This window comes from Bacillus sp. F2HM, assembly GCF_019266135.1.
Lineage (GTDB): Bacteria > Bacillota > Bacilli > Bacillales > Bacillaceae > Bacillus > Bacillus safensis.
This window is the reverse complement of sequence record NZ_LRMO01000022.1, coordinates 15,827-32,620: the sequence shown is the minus strand read 5'-3', so window position 1 is coordinate 32,620 and position 16,794 is coordinate 15,827. Positions and strand designations below refer to the sequence as shown.

15 protein-coding genes are annotated in these 16,794 nt (G+C 41.9%); 2 read left to right on the top strand and 13 right to left on the bottom strand.

All coding sequences use genetic code 11. From position 1 onward, the window contains the following. Positions 1 to 21 precede the first annotated feature (21 nt). From prmA to gpr, 10 genes are all read right to left on the bottom strand, one after another. Entirely contained in the window at positions 22 to 957 is a 936-nt protein-coding gene (gene prmA, locus AWT60_RS14120; protein WP_218677388.1) for a 50S ribosomal protein L11 methyltransferase, read from the bottom strand. Between the two features lie 22 nt (positions 958 to 979). Then, a complete protein-coding gene (gene dnaJ / locus AWT60_RS14115; protein ID WP_218677387.1) occupies positions 980 to 2,113 on the bottom strand; it encodes a molecular chaperone DnaJ in 1,134 nt (377 codons plus the stop codon). Positions 2,114 to 2,278: 165 nt separating this feature from the next. After that, positions 2,279 to 4,117: a molecular chaperone DnaK gene (gene dnaK / locus AWT60_RS14110; RefSeq protein ID WP_024423034.1), complete on the bottom strand. Its 1,839-nt coding sequence runs from the start codon at positions 4,115 to 4,117 to the stop codon at positions 2,279 to 2,281. 24 nt (positions 4,118 to 4,141) lie between these two features. After that, entirely contained in the window at positions 4,142 to 4,699 is a 558-nt protein-coding gene (gene grpE / locus AWT60_RS14105) for a nucleotide exchange factor GrpE (RefSeq protein ID WP_024423035.1), read from the bottom strand. Between the two features lie 63 nt (positions 4,700 to 4,762). Then, entirely contained in the window at positions 4,763 to 5,794 is a 1,032-nt protein-coding gene (hrcA, locus tag AWT60_RS14100) for a heat-inducible transcriptional repressor HrcA (protein ID WP_003217350.1), read from the bottom strand. Positions 5,795 to 5,875: 81 nt separating this feature from the next. Next, positions 5,876 to 7,015 (bottom strand): radical SAM family heme chaperone HemW, encoded by a 1,140-nt coding sequence (gene hemW / locus AWT60_RS14095; protein ID WP_218677386.1) that lies wholly within the window; start codon positions 7,013 to 7,015, stop codon positions 5,876 to 5,878. 114 nt (positions 7,016 to 7,129) lie between these two features. Then, entirely contained in the window at positions 7,130 to 8,968 is a 1,839-nt protein-coding gene (lepA, locus tag AWT60_RS14090; protein ID WP_024423038.1) for a translation elongation factor 4, read from the bottom strand. A 141-nt stretch (positions 8,969 to 9,109) separates the two neighbouring features. Beyond that, entirely contained in the window at positions 9,110 to 9,442 is a 333-nt protein-coding gene (locus tag AWT60_RS14085; protein WP_024423039.1) for a YqxA family protein, read from the bottom strand. Positions 9,443 to 9,455: 13 nt separating this feature from the next. Beyond that, complete coding sequence (locus AWT60_RS14080) at positions 9,456 to 10,664, bottom strand: stage II sporulation protein P (RefSeq protein WP_218677385.1); 1,209 nt, start codon at positions 10,662 to 10,664, stop codon at positions 9,456 to 9,458. 66 nt (positions 10,665 to 10,730) lie between these two features. Further along, entirely contained in the window at positions 10,731 to 11,846 is a 1,116-nt protein-coding gene (gene gpr / locus AWT60_RS14075) for a GPR endopeptidase (RefSeq protein ID WP_024423041.1), read from the bottom strand. A 198-nt stretch (positions 11,847 to 12,044) separates the two neighbouring features. On the opposite strand from gpr, the gene rpsT reads away from it, so the two are divergent. Then, on the top strand, positions 12,045 to 12,311 hold the full coding sequence (rpsT, locus tag AWT60_RS14070) for a 30S ribosomal protein S20 (RefSeq protein WP_024423042.1): 267 nt from the start codon (positions 12,045 to 12,047) through the stop codon (positions 12,309 to 12,311). Between the two features lie 134 nt (positions 12,312 to 12,445). Here the strand turns inward: rpsT and holA are convergent, their stop codons facing one another. After that, complete coding sequence (holA, locus tag AWT60_RS14065; protein WP_041106935.1) at positions 12,446 to 13,465, bottom strand: DNA polymerase III subunit delta; 1,020 nt, start codon at positions 13,463 to 13,465, stop codon at positions 12,446 to 12,448. Positions 13,466 to 13,701: 236 nt separating this feature from the next. On the opposite strand from holA, the gene AWT60_RS14060 reads away from it, so the two are divergent. After that, complete coding sequence (locus tag AWT60_RS14060; RefSeq protein ID WP_012010638.1) at positions 13,702 to 13,836, top strand: YqzM family protein; 135 nt, start codon at positions 13,702 to 13,704, stop codon at positions 13,834 to 13,836. Positions 13,837 to 13,875: 39 nt separating this feature from the next. Here AWT60_RS14060 and AWT60_RS14055 read toward each other — a convergent pair whose 3' ends face one another. Both AWT60_RS14055 and AWT60_RS14050 read right to left on the bottom strand, forming a co-directional pair. After that, the gene (locus AWT60_RS14055) at positions 13,876 to 16,203 is read right to left on the bottom strand and encodes a DNA internalization-related competence protein ComEC/Rec2 (RefSeq protein WP_218677408.1); all 2,328 of its coding nucleotides are present in this window, start codon (positions 16,201 to 16,203) and stop codon (positions 13,876 to 13,878) included. Then, positions 16,196 to 16,765, bottom strand: a complete 570-nt coding sequence (locus tag AWT60_RS14050) for a ComE operon protein 2 (protein ID WP_024423045.1) — start codon at positions 16,763 to 16,765, stop codon at positions 16,196 to 16,198. Before AWT60_RS14050 ends, AWT60_RS14055 begins: the two co-directional genes overlap by 8 nt. Between the last annotated feature and the right edge of the window lie 29 nt (positions 16,766 to 16,794).

Sequence of the window (16,794 nt, the reverse complement as noted above, 5' to 3'; positions counted from 1 at the left end):
GTGTCCTGACACCTACTCGCTTTATTTTTTCGCTATAATGCTGACCCAATCTTCCATTGACAGCACTTCAACAATATCAAAACCCGCTTCTTCTAATGCTGTTTTGACCTGTAATTTCTTTTGTCCAATGATGCCTGATGTAATGAAATAGCCACCTTTCTTCAATAGGTCATAGGCTTGATCTGTAAAGCGCAAAATCACTTCTGCCAGAATGTTGGCGACAATCACATCACGCTCACCTGAAATTCCATCAAGCAAATTGTTTTGTTTGACCGTCACTTGGTCACTTACACCATTTAATTCGATGTTTTGCTTCGCACTTTCTACCGCAACGGTGTCGAGATCAAAGGCTTGAATGTCCTTTGCACCAAGCATCGCTGCTGCCACACTTAGAATTCCAGAGCCTGTTCCAACATCAATCACCGTATCGTTTTCCTTCACGTAACGCTCAAGCGCCTGAATGCAAAGGACGGTTGTTGGATGCGTACCTGTTCCAAATGCCATTCCAGGGTCCATTTCAATAATCAGTTCATCAGAATGAACCGGTGTATATTCTTCCCACGTTGGAACGATGGTGAATTTTTCAGAGATTTTCACAGGATGATAGTATTTCTTCCATGCGGTGGCCCATTCTTCTTCATTTACTTCACAAATTGACAGTGTATTGCGTCCAAGGTCAATATCGTATAGAAGAAGGTTGTTGATGGCTTCTTTGATCTCATCTACCGTTTCCATCAAAAAGCTGTTCATTGGAAGATAGGCTTTCACAATGACACCTTCATCCGGATAGTCATTCGGATCGAGCTGGTAGATCTCACCGTATACATTTTCACGTTCCTTGACTAAATCAAGCGGGTCCTCAATCACGACACCACTTGCACCTGCTTCATGCAAAATATTGGTGATCGGTTCCACCGCTTCATTTGTTGTATGGACGCTAATTTCTGACCACTTCAATACTACCAACTCCTTATCCGTCTTACTCGCCTTTAAATGCGCGTTTTACCTTATCGAAAAAGCTCATTTCTTGTTCGTCTGGTTTATTTCCGCTCACTTCAGCAAATTTTCTAATGATATCTTTTTGATTGTCTGTTAAATTTGTCGGTGTGACGACACGTACAACGATATGCTGATCGCCTTGGCCGTAGCCGCGTACATTTTTCACACCTTTTCCTTTAAGTCTAAACTTCGTGCCAGTTTGAGTGCCAGCAGGAACTTTTAATTTTACTTTTCCATGTAATGTCGGCACTTCAATTTCGTCACCTAATGCAGCTTGGGCAAAGGTGAGCGGCATCTCGCAGTATATGTCATCTCCATCACGCTCGAAGAATTCATGCGCACGCACATGGAATACAACGAATAGATCGCCTGGAGGTCCTCCATTTACACCTGGTTCACCTTGACCAGATACTCTGAGCTGCTGACCATCATCAACACCTGCAGGGATCGTCACGTTAATTTTCTTACGCTTGCGCACTTTGCCAGATCCGCCGCATGTTGAACATTTATGGTCAATTTGTTTCCCTGTTCCGCTACAGTAGTTACATACTCTGCGGTTGACCACTTTACCAAACGGAGTGGATTGCTCAACATTTAATTGACCAGATCCTCCGCAATGTGAACAAGTTCTCGCCTGCGTACCAGGCTTTGCTCCTGATCCATGACATGTTTCACAAGATTCTTCACGAGGGATTTCAATCGTTGCTTCTTTTCCAAATGCCGCTTCTTCGAATGAAAGCGTCATTGTATATTGCAGGTCCGCTCCTTGGCGTGGTGCATTTGGATCTCTTCTTCTCGCTCCGCCGCCAAAAATACTAGAGAAGATGTCATCAAAGCCGCCGAAGCCGCCAAAATCTCCTCCTCCACCAAAACCTCCGCCGCCAAAGCCTTGGTTTGGATCGGTATGACCGAACTGGTCATAATGCGAACGTTTTTGATCATCAGAAAGGGTTTCATAGGCTTCTTTTACTTCTTTGAATTTCTCATCTGAGCCAGCTTCTTTATTAATATCAGGGTGATACTTTTTTGAAAGCTTGCGGTATGCCTTTTTGATTTCGTCCTTTGAGGCGCTCTTACTTACGCCAAGCACTTCATAGTAATCACGCTTACTCATCTCTTCACACTCCCGATTTTCTCACATAAATACGATTGTATCATTTTGATTTAACCTTTTTCAATTCCTTTCATCGTTGAAAAGAAAAAAAGTCAAAGCCAAGAGATCCTGACTTTGACTTTCTGACGAGTACGTTTCAGCAGTCTTTTTCAAAAGTAAAGGTGATTATTTTTTCTCTTGATCGTCGTTTACTTCTTCGTATTCTGCATCCACTACATTGTCATCTGCTTTTTGAGCACCTTCAGCGCCTTCTTGCTGAGCTTGTGCTTGTTTTGCAGCTTCTTCATAGAGCTTTGTCGTTAATTCTTGAACGATTGTTTGCAGCTCATCTTTTTTCGCTTTGATGTCTTCAAACTCGCCTTTTTCGATCGCAGCTTTTAGCGCATCTTTCGCGTCATTTGCTTTTTTCACTTGCTCTTCATCGATTTTGCCTTCTAGATCTTTTAATGTTTTTTCAGTTGTAAACACTAATTGATCTGCTTCGTTGCGCACTTCGATTTCTTCTTTCTTCTTCGCATCTGCTTCAGCATTTTCTTCTGCTTCTTTGACCATTTTTTCGATCTCATCATCAGAAAGACCTGAAGAAGATTTGATTGTGATGTTTTGCTCTTTGCCTGTACCCATATCTTTCGCACGTACGTTGACAATACCGTTTTTATCGATATCAAAAGATACTTCGATTTGCGGTACGCCGCGTGGTGCTGGCGGGATATCAGTCAATTGGAAGCGGCCTAATGTTTTGTTATCTGCAGCCATTGGGCGCTCACCTTGCAGGACATGGATATCTACAGCTGTTTGGTTGTCAGCAGCCGTTGAGAATACTTGAGATTTACTTGTTGGAATTGTTGTATTGCGTTCAATCAGCTTCGTGAATACGCCGCCCATTGTTTCAATTCCTAAAGAAAGTGGTGTTACGTCAAGAAGAACAACGTCTTTGACATCCCCTGTGATTACTCCACCTTGGATCGCTGCACCAAGTGCAACTACTTCATCAGGGTTTACACCTTTATGAGGCTCTTTGCCTGTTTCTTTTTTGATTGCTTCTTGTACTGCAGGAATACGAGTTGATCCACCAACAAGGATGACTTTATCAATCTCGCTAGCAGATAAACCAGCATCTTTCAGTGCTTGACGTACAGGTGTCATTGTACGCTCTACAAGATCTGCAGAAAGCTCTTCGAATTTAGCACGCGTTAACGTTAATTCAAGATGCAGAGGTCCTGCTTCTCCAGCTGTGATAAATGGCAGTGAGATTTGTGTAGAAGATACACCAGAAAGATCTTTTTTCGCTTTTTCAGCAGCATCTTTTAAACGCTGAAGCGCCATTTTATCTTTAGAAAGATCAATGCCATTTTCTTTTTTGAATTCAGCCACTAGGTGATCAATGATGACTTGGTCAAAATCGTCTCCACCTAGACGGTTGTCCCCAGCAGTTGAGCGCACTTCAAAGACGCCGTCTCCAAGCTCAAGGATCGATACGTCAAATGTACCGCCGCCAAGGTCGTATACAAGAATCGTTTGATCTTCTTCTGTTTTATCTAAACCATATGCAAGTGCAGCTGCTGTTGGTTCGTTGATAATACGTTCTACTTCAAGACCAGCAATTTTACCAGCATCTTTCGTTGCTTGACGTTCTGCATCGTTGAAGTAAGCAGGAACTGTGATAACAGCTTTTGTTACTTCTTCGCCAAGATAGCCTTCAGCGTAAGATTTAAGGTGCTGAAGAATAATCGCAGAGATTTCCTGCGGTGTATAGTTCTTGCCTTCAACTTCTACTTTATAATCAGTACCCATATGTCTTTTAACAGACATGATCGTGTTCGGGTTTGTAATTGATTGACGTTTTGCTACTTCACCCACTTGGCGCTCTCCGTTTTTAAAAGCGACAACAGATGGTGTTGTACGTGCTCCTTCAGCGTTAGCAATGACTTTTGGCTCGCCGCCTTCAAGTACTGCAACACATGAGTTTGTTGTTCCTAAGTCAATCCCAATGATTTTACTCATATTCGATGACCTCCCATTATGTAGTTATTGATTTACTTTTACCATTGATGGACGAATAACTCGGTCTTTGAGTTTATAGCCCTTTTGCAATTCTTCTACAACGATATTTGAATCGTAGTTTTCATCTTCAACTTGCATGACGGCTTGATGAAGGTTTGGATCGAACTCTTTGCCGACAGCTTCAATTGGTTCTACGCCTTCATTTTTCAACGCTTCTACCAGCTGGCGGTAAACCATTTGCATTCCTTCTAACAAACTTTTCGTCTGCTCATTGTCTGGATCAATTCCAAGCGCTCTTTCAAAGTTATCAAGAGCTGGGAGAAGATCACTGACAACATGTTGAGAACGATATTTTTGCACGGTCTCCACTTCAGTTCGAGCACGGCGTTTATAGTTTTCAAAATCTGCTTGAACACGCAGAATTTTGTTTTCTTTTTCATCTAGAAGCTGCTGCAATTCATCGATTTTTTCTTGGAAGGCAGACTGTTCATCATTTGTTACTTCCTCAGTATCTGCTTGAACTGCTTCTTCTTGTGCTTCAACCTCTGCTTCTTGCTCAGGTGTCTGTTTTTCTTCTGACATTGTGTTCACCTCCCTCAAAAGATTCAAAAATACGAAGGGGCTGTGCCCCTATCTTCTATCACCCTACTCATCATACAAATTGGAAAGTGCGTTTGACAAGTCTTTTGATACATGATGCAAGAGACTAACAACCCGCCCGTAATCCATACGGGTTGGACCAATGACGGCAATGGAGCCGAGTGATTTTTGATCAATCGAATAAGTGGCTGTGATTAGGCTGCAGTTCTCCATCGCTTCCAAATTGTTTTCTGAACCGATTTTAATGGTGATTCCTTGCTGATTTGGATGAAACAGCTGCATGACATCATTCTTTTGCTCAATCAGCATCATGAGTGAACGGATGCGGTCAATGTCATGAAACTCCGGCTGATTCAACATATTAATCTTCCCGCCAAAGAAAAGTTTTGATTCATTTTGAGTCGATGTAAATGTATTGCCGAGCGCATCTAAAATATGATCATAATCTTTTAAATGCGTGCGAAGAAGCATCACAACTTCTTTATACATTCTGTCCTTCAGCTGATCCATCGGGACTCCGGCTAGGCGGCTGTTTAAAATATTCATCAGCTTCTCAATATCGGAGACATCGAGATGCTCAGAGAAGGTAATGGTTTTGTTTTCAACATGTCCGCTGTCTGTAATCATGATCGCCACTGCTTTGTTTGGCTGAACAGGGACAAGCTGAATTTGCTTTAATCGATTTTCACTTAGCTTCGGACCAAGCACAATCGATGTATAGTTTGTGAGATCTGATAAAATTTCCGCCGATTTTTGAACTGTCTTTTCCAGCTCAAAAATTTTCTCCTGAAAGGCCGACTGGATGAGCACAAGCTCTTTAGACGACAGTTTTCGCGGAGAGAGCAAATGATCTACATAATAACGATATCCTTTTTCGGAAGGAATTCTTCCTGATGAAGAATGGGTCTTTTCAATAAAACCAAGTTCCTCCAAATCAGCCATTTCGTTTCTAATCGTCGCAGAGCTGAATGTAATGTCTTCTTTTTTAGAAAGAGTCCTTGATCCAACTGGCTGCGCCGAACGAATAAAGTCATTAATGATGACTTGCAGAATCAAAAGCTGACGATTTGTTAACATCATCATCACCCCTGTTAGCACTCTCTTTCAACGAGTGCTAATTGTATAAACAAAATTACCAAACTCAAATTAAAATGTCAATTATAACTCACCGAGAAACGCTTGAAATACTTCATTGCCTAACAATTTTCCTTTTCTTGTTAAACGTATCCCCTTGTCATCATTTACAATGAGGCCTTTTTCTTCTAAATCTTCAAGAACAGTGGAAAAAAGTGCTTCTGGTGCAGCACCATATTTGGCTTGGAAATCAGCGCTTTTTACCCCTTCGATTTTTCGAAGACCTAAAAACATTTCTTCTTCTATTTGCTCTGCTTTTGTGACATGGTGTGTTTCCTTATACGGGAACCCTGTTTGGTCAATCAGCTCCAAATAATGTTTCACCGGCCCTGCGTTCACATTTCGGATGCCATCTACATACCCGTGTGCGCCTGCACCAAAACCGAAGTAATCTTCATTGCTCCAATAGGTCAGGTTATGCTGGCTTTCAAAGCCAGGTTTGGCGTAATTGCTAATCTCGTACTGCTTTAATCCATGGCGCTCCATTTCATCCATCACAAGCTCATACATTTCAGCCTCACGTTCTTGCGGCGGTAAATGAAGTTTTCCTTTTTGCATTAAGTTGTAAAAAACGGTTTTCGGCTCGACGATGAGTGAGTAAACCGAATAATGCTCTGCCCCCAGCGAGAAAGCCGTCTCAAGTGAATTCATCACATGATGCTTTTCTTGATGCGGCAAGCCAAACATGAGATCCAGGCTAATATTGTCAAATCCAACCGCTCTAGCTCGCTCAAAGGATGTAAGGACATCCTTCTTTTGATGAACTCGTCCGATTTTCTTGAGCAAATCGTCTTCAAAGGTTTGAACGCCAAAGCTCAGCCGATTCACGCCGGCTGCTTTAAGCACATGCAGTTTCTCAAGCGATAATTCATCTGGGTTTGCTTCTACTGCAAATTCAATCAGGTTTTTTGTCGGCTTTAGTACGCGGTGAATGCTGTTCATGAGCTGGTCTAGCTGGCTGACAGTCAGTGATGTCGGGGTTCCACCGCCAATAAAAATCGTCTTTAGTTCCTGCTCGCCTTTTTGCTCAATCGTGTGCTGCATCTCTGTCTCTAGAGCCGCTAAGTATTCGTCGACTGGCTGCGTTTTAATGAAAAATTTATTGAAATCACAATAGTGGCAAATATGCTCACAAAATGGAATGTGAATGTATGCTGCTTTCATTTGATGACACCTTCTTTACAGGTAAAGAGCCGCAGTTTATCGCTGCGGCGCCTTTGTTTGTTATCGACTATAAACGTCAAGGCAGACATTGTAAAGCAGGTAGCCTTGAGGATGTTATTTTTTCGGTGTGCTGTCGTCCATCTTCAGCACGGCCATAAATGCTTCTTGCGGGACTTCAACAGAGCCCACTTGCTTCATGCGCTTTTTCCCTTCTTTTTGCTTCTCAAGAAGCTTTCTTTTCCGGGAAATGTCTCCACCATAACATTTAGCAAGTACGTTTTTACGCATCGCTTTAATGGTGGAACGAGCAACGATTTTTTGACCGATTGCTGCTTGAACTGGCACTTCAAAGTGCTGGCGTGGAATCAGTTCTTTTAGCTTTTCTACGATGATCTTGCCTCGTTCATATGCATAATCGCGGTGAACAATAAAGGAAAGGGCATCGATTTTTTCGCCATTCAGCATGATATCCATCTTCACCAGCGTCGAAGGACGATAGCCAATCAGCTCATAATCAAAGGACGCATAGCCTTTTGTGTTGGACTTTAGTTGATCAAAGAATTCGTATACGATCTCTGCCAAAGGAATTTCGTACACAATGCTCACGCGGTTCGCATCAAGATACTGCATATCAATGAAATTCCCGCGCTTTCCTTGGCAAAGCTCCATCACAGAGCCTACATAATCATTCGGCACCATCATTGTTGCTTTTACGTATGGTTCTTCAATTCGCTCAATCTTTTGTGGATCAGGCAGATTGGACGGGTTATCTACGACGATTTTTTCTCCATCTGTCATATATACATCATAAATAACACTTGGCGCTGTCGTAATCAGATCAATTTTAAATTCACGTTCAATCCGTTCTTGGATGATTTCCATATGAAGCATTCCAAGGAAGCCGCAGCGGAAACCGAAGCCAAGTGCTTGGGATGTCTCTGCCTCATATTGAAGTGAAGAATCATTTAATTCAAGCTTTTCTAACGCTTCACGTAAGTCATTGTATTTCGCTGTATCAATTGGATAAAGTCCGCAGTATACCATTGGATTTAGCTTTCTGTATCCTGGAAGTGCTTCTTTCGCAGGGTTTTCCGCGCTTGTGATCGTATCCCCTACACGTGTATCACCGACATTTTTAATCGCAGCGGTTAAGTAGCCAACATCTCCAACGGTGAGTTCGTCTGTTGGCATGGCTTTTGGTGTGAAAACGCCGACTTCAAGTACTTCAAATTCTTTCCCCGTCGCCATCATTTTAATTTTCTGACCAGGTCTGACGGTTCCTTCGACAATTCGTATGTACGCAATAACGCCGCGATACGCATCGTAAAGAGAATCAAAAATAAGGGCTTGAAGTGGTGCTTCTGGATCTCCAGCGGGAGCCGGCACCTTTTCAACGATTTGTTCTAAAATATCCTCGATTCCAATACCCGCCTTAGCAGAGGTGAGAACAGCTTCAGACGCATCCAACCCGATGACATCTTCAATTTCTTCTCTTACACGCTCAGGCTCTGCACTTGGCAGATCGATTTTGTTGATAATCGGAAGAATTTCTAAGTTGTTATCAAGAGCTAAATAAACGTTCGCAAGTGTCTGTGCTTCAATTCCTTGTGCTGCATCTACTACAAGAATCGCACCCTCACAGGCAGCTAGGCTTCGAGATACCTCATAGGTGAAGTCGACATGCCCTGGTGTATCAATCAGGTGCATGATATATTCTTCTCCATCCTTCGCCTTATACTTCAGCTGGACAGAGTTTAATTTAATCGTTATGCCGCGTTCACGCTCTAAATCCATGGAATCAAGCAATTGTTCTTTCATTTCCCGTTGAGTAATCGCCGCTGTTTTTTCCAAAATACGGTCCGCCAATGTGGATTTCCCATGGTCAATATGGGCGATAATGGAGAAATTTCGAATTCTTGATTGCCGCTCTAATCGTTTTTCTTTATCTGTCACAATCTATCACTCCTACTATAAAACGCGGGTTGCGCTAGGTTAGATTATATCAATAGGGCTGTAAAGATTCAATCGAAATCAAGAAAAGCCGCTTATCGGTCAGCGGCTTTGATCAAAAGGGTGAGATCTCATGAAATTCGTTTATTTCCCATTCACCCAGTCATAAAGAGAACGGGCTGCATGTGTCATGCCATCAGACAGGGCTTTTCCTGCCTTGGAAAAGGCATTAAAGCCCTCTATTTCCTCCAGCTGTTTTTGTTTTTCGGCAAGATCCTTTTCTGTAACAGCCGTTCCTAAGATAGAAGCTTCCTTCTCTTCATTGTCGTTCATTTGAATGGAGAAAGCTCCTTTTAATTGCGGATCATGGTAGCCCTTCATTTGCAGCATGCCATTATTCGCTTGCTGCATTCCTAAAAAGACACCAAACAGCAAGACCAATCCTAAAATAATGGTTTTTCCAATAAATGAGCCCATACCCGTCACCACCTTAAGAGCGTTTTTTCTCATCCTTTGCTTTGCCGTCCACCTTTTCCGCGTCCCAGAAAATGTCGCTGAATACATCAGCTGCCGCATTGGATGCATTTCTTAATTCTTCCATATTATTATCTACTCCACCAAATTCTAAAAGAAGGGCTTTGTCGGATAAATCTTGATTATAGATTCCATTATCGCCAATTTCTCCTTTGGCAAACACACCGACACTAAGACCTTTATATTTTTTCTCCATCAAATGGTGGAACTCTGTCGCAAGCTTTAAGTTTTTCTCATAGTTTTGATTCTTCTTCCCAACAACAAACGCAATTCTCGCATATTTTTTCCCTTTGATTTCGACAGTCGTATCTTTCTTTCTTCTTGAGTCCCGGTGAATATCAATTAAATAATCGAGGTCATCATTTTTCGCTAAGGCTTCTTTCACGACCAATCTTGATTCATTATAAGACTGCGGATACTTTAATCCTTTTTTCACCAGTCTTTTTTCAATTTCCGTTTTGTCGACTGTATTGCCGATTCCTTGCTGATCAAGCGCCTTTCCAAACATGTCGCCGACAAGGGTGACATTCACTTTTGAGTGCCGTGCATTATTTGGATTCGTTTCTCCTTTTAAAAATGGTAAATATGATTCCGTATTATGTGTGTGATAAATGTACACAGCTTTTCGTTTTCCTGTTGACCGGTCCGGTTCTTTGGCAGGCTTTTTCGGCGTATCATCATCGAGCTTGTCCAGCTCAGCCAAATTTGCTTCTTTTTCATCTTGGATCACTTCACTAGGCGGCGGCGATTCCATTGGCATATTGGTATAGTCTGTTCCTTCACCCGCTAAGATGATTTTTGTATCAAAATGTTCAAAGCCTGGGAGCTCTCTTCCTAGGAAACTGCGCGGGTCTTCTAAATTAATACTGGTTGCAAGCTTCAGTGACAGCCCAGAGAAATGAAATCCTTTTTGAGCTTCTGGAACTGCTGAGGCGAAATATTGGTTTTCCATGCCCATTAATGTGGCAAAAAATGCGCCAGAGAGCTCATCTGCTACACCATATAACGAGGCTTGCGGCCTCAGCTCGGGTTTTAAAGAGGTCAAAGCCCCTGACATCACAAACACCACAACAAGAGAGGCAATAAATAAGAAGATGCTTTTTACTACTTTCGTTCCATTAATCGCAACGACCAACTGTCGAGGACGGCGGGGTCTTTTTTTCATGATTTACTCCCTCCAGCACGCTTTCTAGTAATTACACTATGAGCGAGCTAGAGAAAGTAGAACCGATTAATGATTATATGAACCCATATTATCTTGAGTGATTTTTTGATGAAGCGCTGTGTTTAATCCGTTGGCAAGTACGTTTGCCATATCATCAATGAATGTATCGACTTCCTTAGGCGTGACCATTAAATTTTGCCCCAGGGGCGCAAGCACTTCGTGGATCAGCTGCCTTTTTTCTTCTTCAGGAAGGGTTCCTACGATGCCTAAGAATGATTGACGCGTTTCTTCATCTGGCAAGTCTTCTTCGTTAAGTACTTTTTTCTTCCCGAATGTCAAACCAGCCGGCACAAGAGAGCGAGATGGTCTATCATCTTTTAGTTCTCTACCAAAATGCTTTAAGACATAATCAATTGTGTCACTTGCAATGGTTACTGCATCCACCACTGTCGGAACGCCAATCGCAATCACTGGAATTCCCAATGTTTCTTTGCTTAATTCTTTTCGCTTATTCCCTACACCAGAACCGGGATGGATGCCTGTATCAGAAATTTGAATGGTTGTATTCACTCGTTCCACCGCACGAGCAGCAAGGGCATCGACCGCAATGACAAAATCAGGCTTAGATCGCTCAATCACGCCTTGGATAATGTCACTTGTTTCAATACCGGTCAGTCCCATCACCCCTGGAGACAAAGAGGAAACCGGGCGATAGCCTTCCTGAACATTTTCCGGCTGCAATTCAAAGAGATGGCGGGTTACAAGCAGATTTTCAACCGTGAGAGGACCTAATGCATCTGGCGTGACATTCCAGTTTCCCAGCCCTACTACAAGGCAGCTCGCATCAGCCTGAATGCCTCTGTCTTTTAAAAACTGAGCAAAATGATGGGCAAAGACTTCGACGACTTTTTCTTGCATCTCAGAGTCTTTCTCCCGAATGCCTTGTGCCTCAAACGTCAAGTATGTCCCTGCCTTTTTGCCGGTCAGCTCCTCCCCTTCTTTCGTGATTTCCACAGTACGTATGCGGATGCCTTGCTCTTCTTTTTCCTTTTCGACAATCCCTTGGATCCCGTCTTTTTTGACGACATTCGGATCGTTCTCTTGTTCTAGTATCTCTTTTGTTTCAACAGCGAGGTCTGTCCGGATTTGATAAACGCTTAAATCGAGTTTTTGTTTCTCCATAAAAAGACTCCTTCCACCAAGTAATTAACAGTAGTCTTTCCATCTCTTGAAAGAAACATTCGAGCACGTCATCAATGAAAAATACTTTACATTTATATTGCATTCTAAAGGTGTGTTTGATAGAATACAATTTGTTCTATTGTGAAGATTTAACCTTAAGACAATTGTGTTTAGGTTGTATCTTAGGAGGTGAAACACATGCCAAATATTAAATCAGCGATCAAACGTACAAAAACGAATAACGAACGCCGTGCACATAACGTAACAATCAAGTCTGCGATGCGTACTGCGATTAAACAAGTTGAAGTTTCTGTAGCTAACAACGATGCTGAGCAAGCAAAAGCTGCTCTTGCTTCTGCTGCAAAACGCATTGACAAAGCCGTTAAAACTGGTCTTGTACACAAAAACGCAGCTGCGCGTTACAAATCAAGACTTGCTAAACAAGTAAACGGACTTTCTGCATAATGCTTGCAACGCCTCAGTGATGAGGCACCTGTTTAACTGTACGTCCGTCCTGACCGGCATAGCCTTAAGGACAGACTGGCAATTATACATCTAAACAAAAACGACCCTCTTTTTAGAAGGTCGTTTTTTTATGTTCAAGCGCCTAACAAACGAAGCAGGAACAATTCTAACAACAGCTGCTTGTCCTTTTTACCCGTTTTCATTTCATAATCAATCGTTGAAAGCTCTTTGACGATCTGCTTGAGCTCATCTTCTGAAAACAGTCTTGCCTGATCCATCGCAAGTTTGACCCGAAATGGATGGACTTTTAGATTTGAAGCAATTTGTTTTTGTCCATAGCCTTGCTGAGCGAAGTACTTCGTCTGCAAAATCAATCGAAATTGAGTTGAAATGAGTGCTAATATTTTAATGGGTTCCTCATTTTGCTTCAAGAGGTCATAAAACATCTGCATGGCCTCAGAGCGGCGTCTGTTTACAATTTGATTAATCAGCTCGAAAATATTTTGCTCTAAGCTTCTTGCAACGAGCTGATTGACATCCGCTAACTCAATTTCCTCCCGCTCTCCAATATATGTACTTAGCTTCCGAACCTCTTGGAATAGAGAGGAGAGACTTCCGCCGCATAGCATCACAAGCTGCTCAGCCGCTTCAGATGTAATCGTCTTTCCTTCTGTCTTCACCAGTGTGATGGTGAAATCAATTGTTTCTTTTGGGTTTAACTCTTTCGCCTCAACGACAGCAGCTTTCTTTTTTAGCAATTTGGTGATTTTTTTACGCTCATCCAGCTTTTCATATGGTGCCAATAACACGAGAATGGTATAGGGCGCTGGCTTTTCTAAATAAGCTTCTAATACAGAAAGCTCATGCTCAATCTTTTCCTTTTTCTTTTCAGCTGTAAGAAAATAAGGATTCTTGATCACGACGAGACGTCTTTCTCCCATAAACGGAAATGTTTCTGCATCCGTTACAGCCTGTTCAAGCGGTACTTCTTCCATATCGAAGACGGAGTAATTAAAATCCTTCGTTTCTTCCTCTACTACAGCTTGTCTCAATTTAGCAGCGGTTTCTTGCAGTAAATATGTTTCTTTCCCATATAAGCAATAAACGGGATGGATATCCCCTCGTTTTAAATTGTTCCATACATCAAAGACCATCAATTGAATCCCTCTCTTTCACTTCCTCCTCTATCCTAAAGTGTGTGAAGACATTAGTAAAGAGGAAGCTGAAAGTGCCGCCTCCTCATTTATAGTAAACGTCCGGCGCAAGCTCCCGGGTCAGCCTGCTGTCAGACGATATTCATAAAATGATCATAAAATGGAAAACGGTTACTTTACCTTCTAGCAATTCCAAATGAGTTCAAGTATACTAAAATTAGCCAGGAGGGATGAAAATGAATGAATTTGAAAAAAATGTTCAAAGCAAGCGGAATGATGTGACCGACTCAGCCGTTGGTTTTATCGTCACATTCGGATTTTTCGCCTCAATGTTTATTTTGGCAACCATTATACACCTCGTTGGATCTTAACTTCATGAAGGTTACATGACTGCCGTTTTGGCAGTTTTTTTATTGAGTTTGTAAGATATCATATGGAGGGTGAGTGTAAAACGTTCCTTCCTCATCGAGAAATTCATACGTCACGCTCCCGTCGGTATCTGTACGATACACCTTCATTTGCTGGTCCTTTAATTTTTTCAAAACTTCCTGATGTGGATGCTGATAACGATTGCGTTCACCTGCTGAAATGAGTGCATGTGAGGGCTTGAGATGCCGAAGCCATTCTTCGCTTGTTGACCCTTTACTCCCGTGATGTCCAACCTTTAGGATATCTGCTCGAAGATGAGGAAAGGCTTCTATAATGTCTCGCTCCCCTTCTTGTTCAAGATCTCCAGTGAGCATAAACCGCTTCCCGCCTAGAGTAAATGTCAAAACGAGTGAATCATTATTCTTAGTTGTTACCCGATCACCCGATGGATGAAGGACCTTAAATATTTGCTCTCCAATCTGAAGCTGATCTCCTCTCTCTAATTCATCAATCATGATCCCTTGATCAGCTGCTTCTTTTAACAGCTCCGCATCCTCTGGACTCCGTGCAAAGCCTTTTGGAATAGCCAGCCGCTTTACTTTATTTCGTTTGATTAAACGAGCTGCTTCTCCCATATGGTCTTGATCCGCATGTGTAAGAATAAGGACATCTAGTTTCGCTATACCTTTAGAGTGCAGAAACGGGATCAGCGTTTGATCACCGATCGTAGACACTTTACGTCTTTTTTTCCACGGTTCTTCTTCAAAAGAAAGTCTGCCTCCTGTATCCACAAGCAAGTGCCCTTTTCGATAGGGCAGCTGAATAAACAAACTATCCCCCTGTCCTACATCCAGCATCGTCACTTCCCCTTTTTCAAAAAAATTCGGGGTGAAATAGTGTGCACTCAAGACACCAATAAGAAAAAGGATCGGCAGTGTATAGGATTTCACAGAAGTTTTGCACTCCATCACAAATAACAGAACAATTAAGGCGCTCACCTCAAGAAGAATATGCCACCAAGCAGACTTCATAAAAATCAAGTTGAATTCATCAAAAACAGCCATATAGGCTGACAATTGATGACTAAGCTGAATCACCGAATCAAGCAGCTGAAACAATGTTTGTCCAAGCGGAAGATAAATGGTAGTGAGAATAAAAAAGAGTAAGGATAGCGGCATAACGACCGTCGTATATAAAGGAACAAATATCATGTTCAAAGGTACGCTCAGTAAAGAGAATTGATGAAAATGATATAAAAGAACAGGAAGTGAAGCAAGCTGTGCAATAAAGGAAATCAGGAATAATTGCATGACTGAACTTTTTGCTTTTGATAAAATCCTAGTCGATAACAAAATAAAAAACGTGACCACGAATGAAAGCTGAAATCCGATATCAAATAAATAAAGAGGATGAATTGCTAGTAAGAGTAAAAACGTTGCACTTAATACCACAGCAGAAGGCTGTTTCATTTCTTTTGGCAGACTAGTCATCACTAAATAGATTCCTGCCATGAGGCAAGCTCTTAAAACAGATGGTGCAGCACCTGACAAACAAGCATAAATAGGAAGAAAGCATAATAGAAGAATACGTGCTGTCTCTCTTGTCACGCCCGCACGAAGGAGGCACCAAAATAAACACGCAAGAAGCGTTTGCACATGCAGTCCTGAGATCGCTAGTAAATGAATAATCCCAAGCATTTGATAATCTCTTAATGTGTCAGGGTCTATCAACTCACGATCGCCAAAAATAAGTGCCTGTACAATGCCAACAGAGTGTTTAGGCACATGATCTTCTAAAAATTTCAAACCCTTTTGCCTTATCACTTGAAGATAATAGGAAGAACTGTCTTTTTTTATACAGTTTTTGATCGACTGTGGCAGAAAAATGGCGTCAATGCCTTTTGATTTTAAAAATTGATCGTATTGAAACCCGTTAGGAATGGTTGCGTGCTTTGCTGGACGAACATCACCTGTCATGTGACAGCTCATACCAGGTTCTACCTCTTTTAATGCCTCTTTTTCACGCTCTGTTTGAATTGTATAAAAAGTGGCTAGTTGTTCATGGTCTGTTGAAACAGTCGCTGAAAAACGATTGCCATCTGTTTTCGGAATACTTTCAATCACAACGGAACCAGATAGAAATTTTTCTAGTACGGGTTGATCTGTTTCAAGAGACTCATGAATCATAAAAATGAGTATATAGACAGCACCGCATAGGCTGACCATTAAAAAGAGCTGAGGCATTTTTTTCAGTAGGCTGAGAAGTAATATGATGAGAAGAAAGAGAAGGAAATACATATGAAGATGATATGCAGCCAGAGCAATTCCAACAGCTGCTGAAATTGCCCCAAACGGCAAATATTTAAACATAGGAAGTAAATAATTGATTCGCCTTCTCATGCATATCGCGAATTTCTGTTTCGCTAAGTCCTGATTCACTCAGCTTCCCAATTAAATCTGCAACAAAGGCCAATTTTTCTTGATTTTTTAAGTCGATGATCATTTCATCTAATTCAACTTGCTCTGTTTGAACACCCGCCTGCTCGAATAAATCAATGGCATATGGATGATTTTTATAATCCTTTGCATAGTATACTGTTCGTATGCCCGCTTGAATGATGGCTTTACAGCACTGTAAACAAGGAAAATGTGTGACATATATTTCAGCATCAGCTGTAGGTGCACCAAATTTGGCACATTGTAAAATAGCATTCATTTCCGCATGGATGGTGCGAACACAGTGATGATCAATGACATAGCACCCTACATCCGCACAATGAACATCACCGGCAATGGAGCCATTGTACCCCCCTGCAATGATGCGCTTGTCCCTTACGATGGTCGCCCCAACAGCTAACCGCTCACAGGTGCTTCGTAAAGCAAGCAAATGGCTTTGTGCCATAAAATATTGATTCCATGAAATTCTTTCCACGAGCTGATCCCTCCAGAATGATGGTTGAT